Annotated in this window: 16 protein-coding genes; 9 read left to right on the plus strand and 7 right to left on the minus strand. The window is 45.0% G+C overall.

What is annotated here, in order from left to right:
• From HY877_02910 to HY877_02920, 3 genes are all read right to left on the minus strand, one after another.
• The coding region (locus tag HY877_02910; protein ID MBI5299230.1) for a hypothetical protein at positions 1 to 1719 on the minus strand (1719 nt) is incomplete at its 3' end.
• A 55-nt stretch (positions 1720 to 1774) separates the two neighbouring features.
• A complete protein-coding gene (locus HY877_02915; protein MBI5299231.1) occupies positions 1775 to 3952 on the minus strand; it encodes a hypothetical protein in 2178 nt (725 codons plus the stop codon).
• Between the two features lie 12 nt (positions 3953 to 3964).
• Complete coding sequence (locus HY877_02920) at positions 3965 to 4726, minus strand: hypothetical protein (GenBank protein ID MBI5299232.1); 762 nt, start codon at positions 4724 to 4726, stop codon at positions 3965 to 3967.
• A 272-nt stretch (positions 4727 to 4998) separates the two neighbouring features.
• Here HY877_02920 and HY877_02925 point away from each other — a divergent pair, with 272 nt between their 5' ends.
• From HY877_02925 to hemH, 7 genes are read left to right on the plus strand one after another with little or no spacing between them, the layout of a single operon-like run.
• Positions 4999 to 5298 carry a nucleotidyltransferase domain-containing protein gene (locus HY877_02925; protein MBI5299233.1) on the plus strand — a complete coding sequence of 100 codons (300 nt, stop codon included), beginning with the start codon at positions 4999 to 5001 and terminating at the stop codon, positions 5296 to 5298.
• Positions 5295 to 5714 (plus strand): HEPN domain-containing protein, encoded by a 420-nt coding sequence (locus HY877_02930; GenBank protein ID MBI5299234.1) that lies wholly within the window; start codon positions 5295 to 5297, stop codon positions 5712 to 5714. Before HY877_02925 ends, HY877_02930 begins: the two co-directional genes overlap by 4 nt.
• Positions 5711 to 6058, plus strand: coding sequence for a nucleotidyltransferase domain-containing protein (locus tag HY877_02935; protein MBI5299235.1), 348 nt, complete (start codon positions 5711 to 5713; stop codon positions 6056 to 6058). Before HY877_02930 ends, HY877_02935 begins: the two co-directional genes overlap by 4 nt.
• Positions 6004 to 6417, plus strand: a complete 414-nt coding sequence (locus HY877_02940) for a nucleotidyltransferase substrate binding protein (GenBank protein MBI5299236.1) — start codon at positions 6004 to 6006, stop codon at positions 6415 to 6417. Before HY877_02935 ends, HY877_02940 begins: the two co-directional genes overlap by 55 nt.
• Positions 6418 to 6420: 3 nt before the next feature.
• Positions 6421 to 7458: a uroporphyrinogen decarboxylase gene (gene hemE / locus HY877_02945; protein ID MBI5299237.1), complete on the plus strand. Its 1038-nt coding sequence runs from the start codon at positions 6421 to 6423 to the stop codon at positions 7456 to 7458.
• Positions 7455 to 7814, plus strand: a complete 360-nt coding sequence (locus HY877_02950) for a four helix bundle protein (GenBank protein MBI5299238.1) — start codon at positions 7455 to 7457, stop codon at positions 7812 to 7814. The genes hemE and HY877_02950 overlap by 4 nt, the downstream gene beginning before the upstream one ends.
• Positions 7815 to 7830: 16 nt before the next feature.
• Positions 7831 to 8820 (plus strand): ferrochelatase, encoded by a 990-nt coding sequence (gene hemH, locus HY877_02955; GenBank protein MBI5299239.1) that lies wholly within the window; start codon positions 7831 to 7833, stop codon positions 8818 to 8820.
• Here the strand turns inward: hemH and HY877_02960 are convergent.
• Positions 8782 to 11064, minus strand: coding sequence for a hypothetical protein (locus HY877_02960; protein ID MBI5299240.1), 2283 nt, complete (start codon positions 11062 to 11064; stop codon positions 8782 to 8784). The genes hemH and HY877_02960 overlap by 39 nt on opposite strands.
• Before the next feature lie 106 nt (positions 11065 to 11170).
• On the opposite strand from HY877_02960, the gene HY877_02965 reads away from it, so the two are divergent.
• Positions 11171 to 12331 (plus strand): acyl-CoA dehydrogenase family protein, encoded by a 1161-nt coding sequence (locus HY877_02965; protein MBI5299241.1) that lies wholly within the window; start codon positions 11171 to 11173, stop codon positions 12329 to 12331.
• Here the strand turns inward: HY877_02965 and HY877_02970 are convergent.
• On the minus strand, positions 12299 to 12721 hold the full coding sequence (locus tag HY877_02970) for a hypothetical protein (GenBank protein MBI5299242.1): 423 nt from the start codon (positions 12719 to 12721) through the stop codon (positions 12299 to 12301). The two genes, HY877_02965 and HY877_02970, sit on opposite strands and share 33 nt — an antisense overlap.
• Positions 12718 to 13731, minus strand: coding sequence for an NAD(P)-dependent glycerol-3-phosphate dehydrogenase (locus HY877_02975; protein MBI5299243.1), 1014 nt, complete (start codon positions 13729 to 13731; stop codon positions 12718 to 12720). The genes HY877_02970 and HY877_02975 overlap by 4 nt, the downstream gene beginning before the upstream one ends.
• 157 nt (positions 13732 to 13888) lie before the next feature.
• Here HY877_02975 and HY877_02980 point away from each other — a divergent pair, with 157 nt between their 5' ends.
• A complete protein-coding gene (locus tag HY877_02980; protein MBI5299244.1) occupies positions 13889 to 14203 on the plus strand; it encodes a PilZ domain-containing protein in 315 nt (104 codons plus the stop codon).
• Between the two features lie 9 nt (positions 14204 to 14212).
• On the opposite strand, the gene HY877_02985 is transcribed toward HY877_02980, so the two are convergent.
• Positions 14213 to 15142 (minus strand): ferredoxin--NADP reductase, encoded by a 930-nt coding sequence (locus HY877_02985; protein MBI5299245.1) that lies wholly within the window; start codon positions 15140 to 15142, stop codon positions 14213 to 14215.
• Positions 15143 to 15180: the final 38 nt, after the last annotated feature.

A 15180-nucleotide genomic window follows, 5' to 3' on the forward strand; every position in this document is an offset into this window, starting at 1 on the left:
CTTCACCCCTTTTTGTTTTCCAGACTGAGTCTGACCAAAACAGGTTGGGTGTGAACCCGGGTAATCGCCATTGTTGTTTTGTCGAAGTAAAGAGGTCAACGCGGTCCATTTTTGATAATCACCTTTACCATTACCTTTATAGAAGATGCCTCCGGTGGTTGCCGCAAACAAACGGGCAGAGGTAGAAACAGCAACCGCATTCACCGGGAAGGTCTTAATCACCTTGTCCATGAAATTGGGATTTAATGTAGCTGTTACTTTATCGATACCCTTGAGTGCCGTAAAGAAATCAACATCCATTGTCTGAGCCAGAACATCCGTATAGTGAATTATGCTGACTTTATCACATTTGTTCTCAGCGGTGTTACACTTGAATCCTCCCTTATCGAGACCAACATAAACATCATTTGGTTTTTTGGAATCGGCGGCCACAACACGGACAGCTTTGCCGCTTCCCACTTTTTTCAATTCCGCAACAGGAAGATTGACGGGCTTGGAGCACAGTGTTCGATCTCCACTTTGGAGAAGGGCTGTGTAGCTTCCCGCCTTGGCTGGAATAGAAGGATTTTCGAGATTGAGCATTACAACTTCTCCACTTCCATCAACAAGATGGACCATTGCTCCTTGTGGTGCCGTAATCGCCAATGCAACCTGTTCTCCCACAAATACGGGACCGGTTGCTTTTGCTGTCACCACAAACTGGGAACAATCAAAAGCAAACACATCAGGCGATACAACAACAGTGGTCTGAGTTGTTTTGTCTCCCACCTTGGCTGTAGCTGTGAAAGTTGTGGGTTGAGTAATGGCACTCATCGGGACAAGGAAACTTCCCCTGCCATCCGCATCTACCGCTTGATCCACAGGCAATCCCGGAAGAGCTGGCACAGATGTCAACGTTACTTTCGCATCTTTTGCAGAAACCTGCCAATCCAACTCAACGCTCGGAACGCCCGGCGGTTTGGGATTGAATTGTGTAGCCGTCAGCGTAATTTTCGGCGCACTGCCCACAATAATAGACAACGTTTTTTCCTGTTTATCTTCACCCAATTTGGCGCTCAACGTATAAACCGTGTCTTCAGAAGGAGTGACCGTTGCACAACCAGAGACGGGCAAAGTTGTGGGAGCGGCATCGCCACCAGCTTCCATTGCTTTCGTAGATGGGGCCGTGCATTCTCCCAGAACCGGCTGTTCACCGGTTGAAGCAGTAAGACTTATTTCAGCCTCTGCGGGGAGAACAGACCAGTGCAACACCGTTTGCTTGCCCGGTTCCAAGACATAGCTGTCTTTGTCAGCATCCTTCTCTAGTTCGGCATAAAAACTTTCGATGGATAATGCGGATTTAACCGTGATCGTCACCGTCTTTTGTACTGGCGGAGCCTCTTTTTTCGTCGCTGACAAAGTAAAGGTTGTTGTCTCCTTCACGGTAACTTTTGTCGATGATTTCATGTCTTCGGCTTTTTCAGAGGTAAAGTGAAAACCGCTGACGGTATTACTGGAGGCGATGTCAATGGAATCGGCACCGGTGACTTCCCAAGTAAGTTTGGCTTCGCCGGCGCTGGTCATCGTCAACGGATCTGCCGCAAACGATTTGATGCCAAGTCCTTCCGCGGGAGATACCGATGGGTTTGGAGTATCCACCTTCGGTTTCATTTTCAACACGCCGTCACTGCAACCGAGCAGAGACAACACGACCACCATCAACGCGATTTTATTTTTCATATCCCTTACCCCTTATCCTTGTGCCATCCATAGACGGATGGCTTTGTTAAAAAATTTAAAACTTCGCCGTAAAAGCGGCCCCGATAAAATCACGTGAAGTGCCCTCTCCTGTCAGCACATCAGAAGATATCATGTGGGTATAAACTGCTCCCAATGTAATCGGCGATATTTTGTAACCCAATTCCAAACTATAAATCGTTTCATTGCGGCCAACCTCAGTGGTAAACTCGCCGTTTCCACCTCCCGAAGTGCCATCGTTCAACCCATTGGGACTTGTCTGCTGTGTCGTATCCCCCTGAAAAATTCTGGTAACACTTCCCTCAGAATAGAAACCTCGGGATAAATCCGCTCTTAACTTACCTGCAAAGATATTTTTAACAGGAGTAAAATCACCATCTTTGGGTTTGAGTCCAATACCTATCCATCGGAAGTCAGCATTCCATTTTGTCCACTGTTCCAATTTCAATTGCAGTATGGCTACACCGACAAAAACATGTGCCGCATCTTCCGGTTTTGCCGTAAATGCCGGACCATCATATTCGCCAGCAAGGATAAGGGTAGCACCTCTTAAAATCCCTTCGTCGGACTTATACAATGAAAATAGGATGCTTGGCTCCAAAACGGGATAAGGATTCAATGTCCAGTCACTCTTTAATTTAGCGGCAACTTCGGCCGATATGGTGGCAATTTTTTCACCGAGCTTTTTGTTCCTGAAGCTATTTACGCGCGCATCCACACGCCACGGATTGTCCTGATCATTTTTTCCGGGGACGAGTACAAAAGGATATTCTTCTTTTGCATCCTCTGCGGCTTTTTTAAGTTCTGCCGGTGTCGTACCCAACGCTTTGGCAATTTCTTTTTCTTTTTCTTCCAAAGCTTTGGCATAACCATCCAACCCTAAGGCTGTTTTGAGTTTTGCGGGATTGGTTGGCAATTTAATAGTGGAAACAGCGGCGTGATCATCATAATCTTTCGACAACTCAAATTTTTTGGTCAAACCGAGAGTACCTGCTTTTTCTAACAAGTCTCCAAACAGTTTTATTCTCTCGTCTATTCCTGCGTAATCAAGGGCCAGATTCTTACTTGCTTCAAATTTCGCGAGATCAACTCCTTTTGAATTCAATTCTGTTTTGATTTCGGAGACGCTTTTGCCGGACCACAGGGCAATGAGATCAATCAACGCGGAGGGTTGAAGCGCGAAAAAAGGGACAAATGCCTTGGCGTTTTCTTTTTTGGGTAAATTACTATCGGACAACAACGATTCAAACCGTTGGGCTGCTTTTGTGGTCAATCCATTCCAGTCACCAGAAAACTGATCCTCATCCGCATTTTCAAAAATGGCCCGCACCACATCAAGGTAAATTTGGGCCGCTTTATCGCCCCATCTTGCTTTGGCTTTCTCGGTTAATTCTTTGGCAAGAGAACTTGCAGAAACGAGGTCCATCGGGGGAACTTCCATATCATTCGAACCGTTTATCGGCAGTGTTAAAGAAAGGCCCACCCCTCCTTCTGTTTCCAATTTGCGTCCGCTTAAGCCCCTTTTGGTGGCAGAAATCACACTGTCTGGATCAAAGCCGGCGGCAGCTTTATGCTCAAGAGTTCCAACAACTCCCACGGCATAAGAGGGTCTGTTTACAAGAGAATAGGCACCTTCCGCATCCAAAATAAAGGTACCCTTCTTCATTTCTTCTGTCGCACCTTCCGAAGCCGCCTTATCCCAAGGGGCAGGGGTATGCATTTGCAGTTTTTTTAGTTTAAGCTCAAGCGGTGACTTTCCTGCTGGCGCTTCGGCTGGGGTAGCATCAGAAGGCGAAGCCGCTCCACGAATCAAATCGAAATAATGCCAAAGGTCATTGATATTGGCGCCCTTACCAAGAGTAGGAGGAGTTTGAAGAAAGAAATCTCCACCCGCTACGGCGTCTGTTAATTCGTGCAAATCCTGACCGCTCCAAATGGATTTATAATCAGCGGCAACTCGCAAATCACCACCGAGCATATCTTCACAGGCATCTTGTTTGGCAGGCTGATATGAACCCGAATTGGCACCAACTGCGGCATCGATTGGGTTAGCAGGATCTCCATAATATAAGTCACAGGCCACTTGAATTTGATGCACCACTTTGGGGGCAATCTCATCCACTTTTGCTTTCGGTAGGAGAAATTCATTTTCTGCCCGTTCTCTTATTTTTGCTTCATTAACTTTGGTAGTTCTTGTTTGTCCGCCGGATTGCATAATAAAACTCCTTTATTTATAAGGTATAACTTTTGGTCTTGCTTTTGGTTCTGGTTTATCCCTGCATATGCCGCCTTCTAATGTTTGAGTTGGTTTGCATTCAATTGGTTTCGGTTCGCAGACGACATCGTTGACACATCTGTCTTCACCGGCACCCGCAACAGTAAGGCATCGATTGGAAACACATTCGGTGTGTTGCGGTGAGGGCTCTACTTTTTCTTCTCGTGCATGTGCTTTTTTACCTTTTCCTGCATCCTTGTTTGAAGCAGCTTTCGCATGTCCTGTTGGTGCCGCCGTTTTCGCCGCTTCTAAATCTGTTCTGCATTGAACCAATTCTCCTTCAATTTTGGCTTTATCAGCGATGCACCGATTCTTTTCACCCGAGAGTTGCAAGTAAGCAATATCATTTTGACAGTAGGTCGCGACACCAAGTCTGACATGGTCAATGATGTCTCTGTCGCTCGACCAAAAAACATTGATCGCGGCCTGTCTTAAAGCGGCATCAACTTCTGCGCATTGATCACTTCGATAAATTCTTATTGCAACAAGTGGAGAGGAGAGTCGTGAAAGAGCCATATTGTATTCCGAAGCCCAGCACCACGCCCCGCAATCTGGCTTTCTCGCAAAATTCACGGCGGCTAAAATATATTGATCGATGGTTGAATTTTTTACTGCGTTGGTCGTATCAGGCTTCAAATCAGCCACAGCTACATCCGCATTTTTTACATCTGAAAATTGAACTACTCTGACTGGAACATCTCCGCCTGCCATCATAAGCTCTCCTTTATGTAGAACACGCTCTATTCATTACAGGTATCGTCACTCCTAAAAAAAAGTTGCGTACTTTTTTCACTTTTTTTGAAAATTTTTGAAGCCAAAAAAATACCAAACAATTCCAACCACTTACAAAGGTGTCCGACACCTACAGGGGGGGCCCCCCTTGTAAGTGTCGGACACTTAGAAGAAGGTTACGCCGTGACAAGCAAAAACAATTCTGATAATTTTTGGGCACTATGCACTGTTTGTCATCATTGGAACAAAAAACATTGAGTGAATTCAAACAAAGGGTTTTGCAACGTTTTGGACCGCGCATAACAGAAATAAAAATTTTTGGTTCAACGGTCCGTGGAGAACGCCGTTTGTATTCCGACATTGATATTCTTATTCTCATTGAAAACCTGACAGCAGAGGAGAAGCGTTGGGTATGGGACGAAGCGACTCACATCAACATTGAAAAAGACACTATTTTGTCTCCACTGGTCATGACCCCGGAAGAATTTCAGAAACTGCGCGACAGAGAACGCCGCATTGCGCTGGATATTGATCGCGAAGGAGTGTCTCTATGAATGAAAAAAATAAAAAGCTTAATATTCAGGATGAATGGGAAAGGGCATTGACGGTTATAAAAGAAGCGCGGGTTTTAGCGGGACAACATCTTCCGGAGGGCGCCACATCCAGAGCTTATTACGCCGCCTTCCATGCAACACAGGCAGTGCTTCTCACGGAGGGACTGCAACCCAAAACACATCAAGGCGCTCTTTATTTGTTTAATCATCATTTTGTTAAAAGGGGATTCATTGAACCGGAGCAGTCGCAAATTCTGGCACGCGCCGCCAAGTATCGTGAGGAAGCCGATTACCGCCACACCATGATTTTTAGCGAGGGACTAGCCGAAGAAACAATTCGGGAGGTATCCAATTTTCTGAAACGAATGCATGTTTTCCTCAAACAGGCAGGTTATGATCTCCCCTCTCCGATATGATCCCCACGGTCCAAAAATACAAAAAAGTCATCCTAAATACCATTTTCCAGCATTTGACCCCCGAAGACTGCATTGTGTTTCTGTTTGGATCGCAGGCTACGGGGGAGGCGCTTGAAACTTCTGATATTGATATTGGCATTCTTTGTCGCGACAAAATTTCCGCGAAAGCTTTTGTAGAAGCCGAGGAAGTTCTCAACACCGATTTACCCACTCTAAGAAAAATTGATCTTGTCGATTTTTCATCTGTTGATAAGAAGGTGCGACAAGAAGCGTTGAAGGAGATTAAAATATGGCACGTCGGGAAAAATTGTCGCGCACTTTCGAAAAATTTGAAGCTGGTCTGATCAAACTTAAAGAAGCAACCACAAGCGACTTCGAATCAAAATTTGATAAAGACATTCTGGTTGAAATTGTCACAAAACGTTTTGAATATACTTTTGAAAGCATGTGGAAATGTCTCAAGGAAATTTTGCTGGCAGAGGGTATTCAAACGGAATCTCCTTTAAGTTGTTTCAAGGAAGCTTTCAAACTGGGGTTGATCGACAAAAAACAGGAAGAGGTTTTTCCCTTCATGGTCAAAAAAAGAAACGAAATTGTGCACATTTATTCCGATGAAGATGCGTATGAAATTTATCTTTTAATCAAAAGCACTTTTCTTGAAGTCATTTCCAATCTGTTTGAAAAAATTCGCGTCAAAATATAATTTATGAACAGTCTTCAACGTTTTTCGAACGCCTGCTTTTGCAAGAACAAGGATCGCCCGCCGGTTTGGTTGATGCGGCAGGCGGGGCGGTTTCTGCCGGAGTATCGCGCCTTGAGGGAAAAACATGATTTCATGACGCTTCTCAAAACGGACGAACTCATCACGGAAGTTTCCCTGCAACCGTGGCGGCGTCTTCACATGGATGCGGTGATTGTTTTCGCCGACATTCTTCTTCTTCCGAATGTGATGGGGATGGAATTGAATTTTCTGGAAGGTCAAGGACCGAAGTTTTCAAAACTCATTGCCTCACAAAAAGATATTGATGCACTCAAACCGGTTGAACCGAAAAAAGATATTCCCTTTTTGCTGAGTGCTCTTCGCAACATCAGAAAAGAAATTAAAGAAGACGCCGCACTTCTTGGTTTTGCCGGAAGTCCGTGGACGGTGGCTTCGTATATAATGGATGATTTCGAAAACATCGGCAAAAAAAATCCGGAATTGTTGAAAAATACTTTGTCGCGGTTAACCCACGAAACCATTGTTTATCTTTCCGCAAAAGTGGATGCGGGTGTGGATGCCATTCAGATTTTTGACAGTTGGGGGGGGGTTCTCTCTCCGGAAGATTACCGCGTCTGGTCTGCTCCTTATATAAAGGAGATTGTCACAGCTTTGAAAAAGCGCGGCGTGCCGATCATTCTTTACGTGAAGGAGAGCGGACCACATCTTCAGACCATGATTGAAACTGGATGCGATGTTATTTCGATCGGATGGGAAACCTCTTTGGAGGAGGCCAAGAAAAAAGCGTTGGGCAAAACCGCCATTCAGGGAAATTTCAATCCACACATCCTAATGCAAGCGACACCCGACGAAATCCGGCAACAAACTCAAATCATGTTAAAGACCATGCAAGACTATCCCGGCTACATCGCCAACCTAGGCCACGGCATTTTGCCCAAAACACCGGTGGAAAATGTGGAAGCATTCATAAAAAGCTGTCAGCGATCAGCTGTCAGCTTTCAGCAGGAAAAGATAAAACGATGAAAGATTTTAGGGAATTAAAAATTTGGGAGAAGAGCCACAAATTGTCCTTATGCATTTACAAAATTACCAAAGACTTTCCCAAGGAGGAACTTTATGGACTTACAAGTCAAATTAGACGCGCTTGTACATCCATTGCCACTAATATAGCAGAGGGCTGTGGAAGAGATAGTGATGCTGAACTCCATCGATTTCTTGTTATCGCAATGGGATCGGCAAGCGAAGTTGAGTACCTGCTTTTATTGTCGAACGATCTGAACCTGATACATAGAAGCAACTATCTTCAACTAAACGAGGACATTATTGAAATTAAACGCATGCTTGGGTCTTTTATTCAAAAGCTGAAAGCTGATCGCTGACAGCTGATAGCTTCTTATGATCGCTGTATTTTTATTGGATTTTGGGGGGCCTGAGACGTTGGCGGATGTTCGGCCTTTTCTGAAAAATCTTTTTTCTGATAAATCTATTTTCCCGATTCCGGGCGGAAAAATTGGTCAGAAAATTTTTTCCACACTTGTTTCCCGATTGCGCTCCAAACGCCTGACGGAACAATATCGAAAAATTGGCGGAGGGTCTCCGCTTCCGAAACAATCGCGTGCCCTTGCCGCCAGTCTGGAAGAGGGTTTTCAAAAAGCCAATCTGGATATCCGTGTTTTTGTTGGAATGCGCTACACAAATCCCGACATTGAAGAAATGCTCCGCCAAATTTATTTTTTGAAACCGGAAGGGATGGTCGTCATTCCAATGTTCCCTCAATATTCCACCGCCACAACCCTTTCTGTTTTTGAAGCTTTTGACCGAGCTTATGAAAAATTAAAATGCGCCATCCCCTTCCAAAAAATTGATTCATGGCACGATCAACCCGACTTCATCGCAGGTTGGTGTTACAGCATCAAAAAGGGACTCGACGCCTTTGATCCTTCGATCCGCTCTCAAGTCGCCATTCTTTTTACAGCACACGGACTGCCGGTTTCTTTCGTCACCGAACGAAAGGACCCCTATCCGGAACAAATAAAAGAATGCGCCAAAAAAATTATGACGTATCTTGGAGGAGAAAATCCCGCCTATCTTTCGTATCAAAGTAAAGTGGGACCTGTTGAATGGTTAAAACCCGCAACGATCGATTTTGTAAAAGAGCTGGCCTCCAGAAGTGTTCGACACTTACTTATCGTGCCCATCAGTTTTTTGACGGATCATTTCGAAACGCTCTATGAAATAAACCATCTCATTATTCCGGAAGCGTTGAAGGCGGGCATGAAACAGGTGGTTCTCTGTGAAGCCCTCTGTCATGGGCCTTACCTGCGCAAAACGTTGGAGGAGTTGGTTTTAAAACGGTGGAATCACTTCGGGCATTTGCTCGGCTAAAAATTTCCAACGTTCGCTATCAAAATCGGCGGCACGCATCACTTTTGCCAATTCATCCAGAGACAAACTATCTCTCAAACCTTCCATGGCATCCGGCGTTTCCAAGCAATGTCTAATAAAAATTTCTGGTATTTCCGCTTCCTCCAAAGCATCTTTCAAATAGAAACGCCAAATTTCCATCGCCGCTTTTTCATTTAGACGAACCGTTTCTCTGGAGGCCCCCACCACAACGCCTATTGCTTTCAAAATTTTTCGACCCCGATACCTCAAAAGAAAAGCCTCTTTTTGTTCCTGACTGACCGACGGATTTCTTAAAAACAGATAGATAGAATGTCCCACAGCCAATGTAAGTTGTTCTTCCTGTTCAGGATCTAAAACGTTTTGCAAACCCGCTCTTTCCCAAACTGGTGTCATTCCGCTATCAGCTTCTTTTGCAGTTGGATTATAAGGGAGCAAATGGCGCCTTTTTAATTCCGCTTTCGCGGCCCTTTGGGGGTCTAGATAGGAAGCATGTCGAACGCCAATTATTCTGGCAGTTACGTGTGCTTTCAAAAGAGTATTATTCTGCTTGAGAAATTTTCTTTCAAAAAAGAAATAAAAATACTTTCTGATAAATAAAAATAAATTGTTGCGCTGAGGGTTCCATTTGGTTTTTTTGAGAAACAAGGGAAGAGCCGCCCGCATTAAAAAACGTGTTTCCTCGTAATCAAGTTCAATACCCCTTCGGTGCCAAAGTTGGATAACCTTCCCTGTCATTCCCCGAATCAGACCATCCAACATATCCACGAGCATTTCCGCCGGCGTGTCTGGAGGCAATCCACCTGCCTCCATGATTTCAAAATCGTTTTCTCCCATCTCCAAAACTTGCAATCCCAATTCTTCAATGAACCAAAATCTTTTTTCTTTATCCGTGGGAGAAATGAAAGTGAGTTCCCTTTCAAAATCGGTCATCTCTAAAGGCCTCAATCCCAAAAATCCGTCGCTGCGAACAGTCAAGGAACCGCTTTTGACCAAAGGAATTTCCCGCAGACGTTTACTTACAGAATTTTTCCCGTCTCCCTCCACCCGCGTAATTTCATATCGTTCCTTTCCCCATTGTCTAATTCGAACAAGACCGTAGTGACGTTCTTTGTTCGCTCCTCCAGCAACAAAGGGAACAACATTGTTTAAAATATCACCACTGCTCGGCATATATTGAAGATCAATCTCTTTTGGTCTTTTGCCGCCATTCCTTTTGGCGACCGCATCAAACCAGTCATCAATATCCGCAAGACGGAGTTCATCCAGATCGCCCAGTCGCAAACTTTTTAAACCCAAAAATCCGTCATTACGAATAAACAAGGCGCCGCTTTTTGCCGCTTCGGAATCGCGCAATGCCTGAACGGCTTTTTGTCCTCCATGACCAGCGGCTGTGAATACTTCGTATTTTCCTTCAGCCGTTCGTCGTAAATGTAGACGCGCATAATGACGATCTTTATTATCTTCGCTGAGCAGAATGGGCTGGAAAGAATAAAAAACTCCTCCTTGAATTAAAAATTGAACGCAAATAGTTTCAGGCACACCCAAAACATCAAACCATTCTTTGATCTGAGCAGTCGTAATATTTTTGAAGTCATTAAACGTTTTGGGTTTCCAATATTCCCCCAAAACCCACCCACCCAAATGATAACGCAGAAAATGGCGGTCAACGATTTTGGAAAGAGTTTTTATAAGAGCAAGACGATCATTCCCACGTTCTGGAAATTTTCCATCTTTTATATACTGCTTGAAAAGGGCGCCACTTGTGGGAACAGATGCCATTTCTCCATGCATATCTTCTAAAAATTTTCGAATAGTTTGCCAAACAATCCTTTCTCCATCCACTAAATTTCTGGGAGCGGCGGGAAAAACAGTTTGTGTTGCCCGCGCCAGCAAAGCGGCGGTTGGAGGAGTGCGACTAAATCGCGTTGCAGTGGGAGAAGCGGAACTCCCAGAACGTCTTATAATTTCTGCGTAAAGCGCTCGATGATTTTGGATCATCTCCATCATGCGTGTGCGCAATTGGTCGGTGGGAAGAGTTCCATGTTGATAGGCATCGGTAGCGGCCTTCCATTGTTCCAACAATGGAACCGCACCATCAGACACCACAATTCCCGAATCTCCCGCCGCTGGGACAAACTCCGCCAAAGCATTTGCCACCATTTCTATTTGCATCGCAAGTGGCATGGTTTCAAAGCCGACAATTTGTACACTTGGTAACGCCATTTGGTTCTCCACCTATCTATCGGCAAATCCCAAAAAAAGTTGCTCCAAAAATCATTCCTTTAAATTTAATCCTTTTCAACAACGCATATCATTATATAGAAGCTCCATGAACTACCAACTCACGAATGAGCAGGACCTGCTTCGTAAAACTATTCGCGAATTTGCCGAAAGAGAAATCAAACCGAAAATCTTTGAACTCGATCAAAAAGAGGAATTTTCCTACGACATCACAAAAAAAATGGGGGAGTTGGGACTTTTTGGAATGACCTGCGATCCGAAATACGCGGGACAAGGTCTTGACTATCTCTCCTATATTATCGCGGTTGAAGAATTGGCGAGGGTTGATGCTTCACAAGCCGCCACCATCGCCGCGCATAATGGGTTGGGAGTGAACCCCATTTATAATTTTGGCTCGGAGTCGCAAAAACAAAAATATCTTCCCGATCTTTGCAGTGGCAAAAAACTCTGGTCTTTTGGACTGACCGAACCCGATGCCGGAAGCGATGCGGGTAATTCCAAAACAAACGCGGAATTAAAAAACGGTCAATGGATTATCAACGGCTCCAAAATTTTTATCACGAATGGTGCCACGCGCATCACCGGCGGATGCACGGTGCAGGCAATCACCGGAAAAACGAATGACGGTCATAAAGAAATTTCCTGCATCTTGGTGGAACAAAATACACCCGGATTTATCGCAAAAGAAATGCATCATAAAATGGTTTGGCGGGCTTCCAACACGGCGGAACTTTATTTCGATAATGTCAAAGTGCCGGAGGAAAACTTACTGGGGCGGCGGGGTGATGGATTCAAACAGATGCTGGCGACGCTCGATTTAGGCCGGCTGGGCATTGCCGCCATGGGGTTGGGTGGCGCGCAAGGGGCTTTTGAAGCGGCGCTAAAATATGCCAAAGAAAGAAAAACATTTGGAAAACCAATCTCCTCTTTTCAGACCAATGCTTTTAAGTTGGCCGATTGTGCCACCGAAATTGAAGCCGCACGCGCACTCCTCTACAAAGCTTGCTGGATGAAAGATTCCGGAAAAGAATTCAAAACAATTTCCGCTCAGGCAAAACTTTATTGTTCCGAAGTCATGTATCGCGTAGTCAATCACGCGGTTCAACTTCACGGCGGCTACGGTCTCATGGAAGAATATCCAGTCGCCCGATTCTATCGCGATCAAAAACTTTTGGAAATTGGTGAAGGAACCAGCGAAGTACAGCGAATTGTTATTTCACGTGCCTTGGGGTGTTATCAGGATCTCTAACCCATCGTCACTTTTCGGTTTCAATTCGAAATTCAGTTTTCCTTCGGTCTGTGTCTGCAAAACTTGCAAAAGCAAATCATTCTCCCCAAAATAACGTCCGTGATATTCGACAAAACCACGCTCTGCGCGAACCATGACAAACTGTTCCACCCTTTTACTTTTCTTTAACGCATTCAATGCACTCTGAAAAAGATTGTGCTGGGTGATATTTTTGAAAACAACAGTCAGAGGTTGAGTGGGCAGTGCGGGAAGATTGAGAGAAGGAGTCTGTGCGAAAGCGGGACTACAGACCATGGACCATGGACCATAGACTAAAAACAAAAAAAATAAAACTCGCGCCAAGTTTTTGGTCCATAGTCCATAGTCCATGGTCCATGGTCCCTTTTTCATTTCAACAACCCTCCAAGTTCTTCATATAAGTCGATCGCTAACAGATCTTTGACGGCCTGTGAAGGCAATTTTCCCTCGTAAAGAATGCGGTAAATTTCAACACACACGGGATTGTTGATTTTATATTTTTGAATCAGATCGTAAACCACTTTGCTTGTCTTCACTCCTTCCGCAACATTTTTCATCTTTTTCATAATGTCCGGCAATTTTTCGCCGCAACCCAGCTTCAATCCCAGCGAACGATTGCGCGAAAGTTCTCCGGTACAAGTCAAAATCAAATCCCCCATCCCGCTTAAACCCGCGAATGTCAGCGGATTGGCGCCCATCGCCTTTCCCAACTTTGTTATTTCATACAACCCCCGTGTAATCAGCGCCGCGCGTGTGTTGTAGCCGAGTCCCATCCCCTCGCAAATGCCACTCGCAATCGCGAGCACATTTTTTACCGCTCCTCCTACTTCCACACCAATCACGTCATGATTTAAATAAGTTAAAAACCATTCGCGTCGAAAAAGTTTTTGAATTTTTTTCATTACCTTTTGATCTTTGCCCGCAATCACCACGGTTGTGGGTTGATGGAGCAAAACTTCTTTGGCAAAACTGGGGCCGGATAACGCAACAAATAATCCTTCGGGCCGATCGGGGAAAAGTTCCCGAAAAACCTCCGAAAGTCTTTTGTCGGTATCAAACTCAAAACCCTTCGAGGCATTGACAATAATCGCCCCTTTTTTTACAAAAGGAGCCACTTTTCCCCAAACAGGACGGGTAAGGTGGGAGGGAATTGCGTTGACAAGAATGTCCGATGTCTCAACGAGGGATTGCAAATCGGAGGAGGCTTTCAGGACCTCGGGCAAAGGGACTTCCGGAAAATAGAGGGCATTCCGGTGCTTTTGGTTAATACTTTCAACCACCTCCGGTTCAAACGCCCACAGGACCGCCTCCCCCTCCCCTTCGGATAACAAGGAGGCAAGAGCCGTCCCCCAACTGCCAGCACCCATCACGCCTATTTTCATAAAGTTCCCCTTTGGAGATCCTTCACCCCTTCGGGGTTCAGGATTGCGTGTAGCTTAAAAAAAATTTGTGCTACACGCAACTTTTTTTGCTGGCCGCCGATACCCTATTTGAGATAGGGATTTATCAACGGTTTGCAATGAACACAGGAGTTCAGGAATGACACAAGAAAAACGCAAACATCGCCGATTTGAAATGGAACTTCCTGTTACACTCCGCACACACGGAAAACTTATTCCCGCCGCAACTCTCGATATCAGTCTCGGTGGCATTTGTCTTCTCACCGATCTGCAACACGAAATAAAAAATGGCCCCGTTGAAGTGGTTGTCGATTTGAATTCCGACCTGCGTGATATTTCTTTAAAAGGAAAAGTCTTGCGTTCTCAAAACAGTATTGAAAAAAAAGTGGCCATTGAATTCAATTCTCCCTCTTCAGGTCTGAAAAGTTTGAAAACATTTCTCTCGCAAAAATAAATAGTGTTTTTACCAATACGCTTCAAAATGAATGTTACCGCTTTGGGTGGGCGTGTGAATGGTGAAACCACGGGATTCCAGAATTTCGATAATGCCTTTGGGTGTAGGATTTACTTTCTTGCCATCGACCACTTCCGGCCTGCCAATCATTGACGGATTGCCGCACAAATAGACATGAGTGTTGGAGGAATTAAAACCATAACCGGTTTTCTTTTCAAACAGTCCCTGTTCAATTAAATCCTGACAATAAAGTTTGGGTTCGTCTTTTTCCCGCGTGGCCAGATAAATTACTTTGTAGTTGGGATGCTCCTTGGCCAATTTTTCGTGGATGATGCGATACGCTTGATCAATGCGATAGCGGGTACAAACACAATTCACGATCGGCCCCTGAAACCCACCGGACAACAATTGCCAAACCATGGCATTATGCGGCGCCTCACCGGTACCCGTGGAGAAAAAGAAATATTGGTTGCCCGCATACGGTTTTTTCAAATGGTAATGTCCCGTCACCTTGGGTCCAAGGGACAGGCGATCCCCCTTCTTCAGGGAAAAAAGTCGCGGGGTAAGACGCGGCGGTGTTGGTGTTTCGCCACCGACCAACACAAGCGCCACATAAAATTCAAAGAAATCGCATTCCCCCTCTTTATATAATTTGCCATCGGGTTTTACCACGGCGTGCGATATGGAATAGGCGCGGCGGAGCAGTTTTTTTTCTTCGCCGGGTTTTAATATTTCCGGCGCATTTCCTTCAATGCACTTTTCCCAGAACCCCAACCCGATGGTGGTGTATTGCCCCGGCATATAAGGAGGTCTTTCCACATCCGGTTTGATCCGAAAAATCCATAACGCCGGCTGAACCGCAATAACATCGGTCACCGTTGCGTCATAAAATTTCTCGCGCAACTTCAATATCTCATTTTGGGGTAAATTAACTGTCACTGTTCGGCTACCCTAACACATGGCGAAATAAATTCACA

The sequence above is a fragment of the Deltaproteobacteria bacterium genome (genome assembly GCA_016213065.1).
In the GTDB taxonomy this organism is placed as follows: Bacteria; UBA10199; UBA10199; order SPLOWO2-01-44-7; family SPLOWO2-01-44-7; genus JACRBV01.

Bases quoted from the DNA above. Each gene is read 5' to 3' on its own strand.
- HY877_02940 (MBI5299236.1), top strand. From the start codon at position 6,004: ATGGCACGTCGGGAAAAATTGTCGCGCACTTTCGAAAAATTTGAAGCT.
- HY877_02935 (MBI5299235.1), top strand. From the start codon at position 5,711: ATGATCCCCACGGTCCAAAAATACAAAAAAGTCATCCTAAATACCATT.
- HY877_02920 (MBI5299232.1), bottom strand. From the start codon at position 4,726: ATGATGGCAGGCGGAGATGTTCCAGTCAGAGTAGTTCAATTTTCAGAT.
- HY877_02950 (MBI5299238.1), top strand. From the start codon at position 7,455: ATGAAAGATTTTAGGGAATTAAAAATTTGGGAGAAGAGCCACAAATTG.
- HY877_02915 (MBI5299231.1), bottom strand. From the start codon at position 3,952: ATGCAATCCGGCGGACAAACAAGAACTACCAAAGTTAATGAAGCAAAA.
- HY877_02980 (MBI5299244.1), top strand. From the start codon at position 13,889: ATGACACAAGAAAAACGCAAACATCGCCGATTTGAAATGGAACTTCCT.
- HY877_02965 (MBI5299241.1), top strand. From the start codon at position 11,171: ATGAACTACCAACTCACGAATGAGCAGGACCTGCTTCGTAAAACTATT.
- HY877_02960 (MBI5299240.1), bottom strand. From the start codon at position 11,064: ATGGCGTTACCAAGTGTACAAATTGTCGGCTTTGAAACCATGCCACTT.
- HY877_02930 (MBI5299234.1), top strand. From the start codon at position 5,295: ATGAATGAAAAAAATAAAAAGCTTAATATTCAGGATGAATGGGAAAGG.
- hemH (MBI5299239.1), top strand. From the start codon at position 7,831: ATGATCGCTGTATTTTTATTGGATTTTGGGGGGCCTGAGACGTTGGCG.
- HY877_02975 (MBI5299243.1), bottom strand. From the start codon at position 13,731: ATGAAAATAGGCGTGATGGGTGCTGGCAGTTGGGGGACGGCTCTTGCC.
- HY877_02970 (MBI5299242.1), bottom strand. From the start codon at position 12,721: ATGAAAAAGGGACCATGGACCATGGACTATGGACTATGGACCAAAAAC.
- hemE (MBI5299237.1), top strand. From the start codon at position 6,421: ATGAACAGTCTTCAACGTTTTTCGAACGCCTGCTTTTGCAAGAACAAG.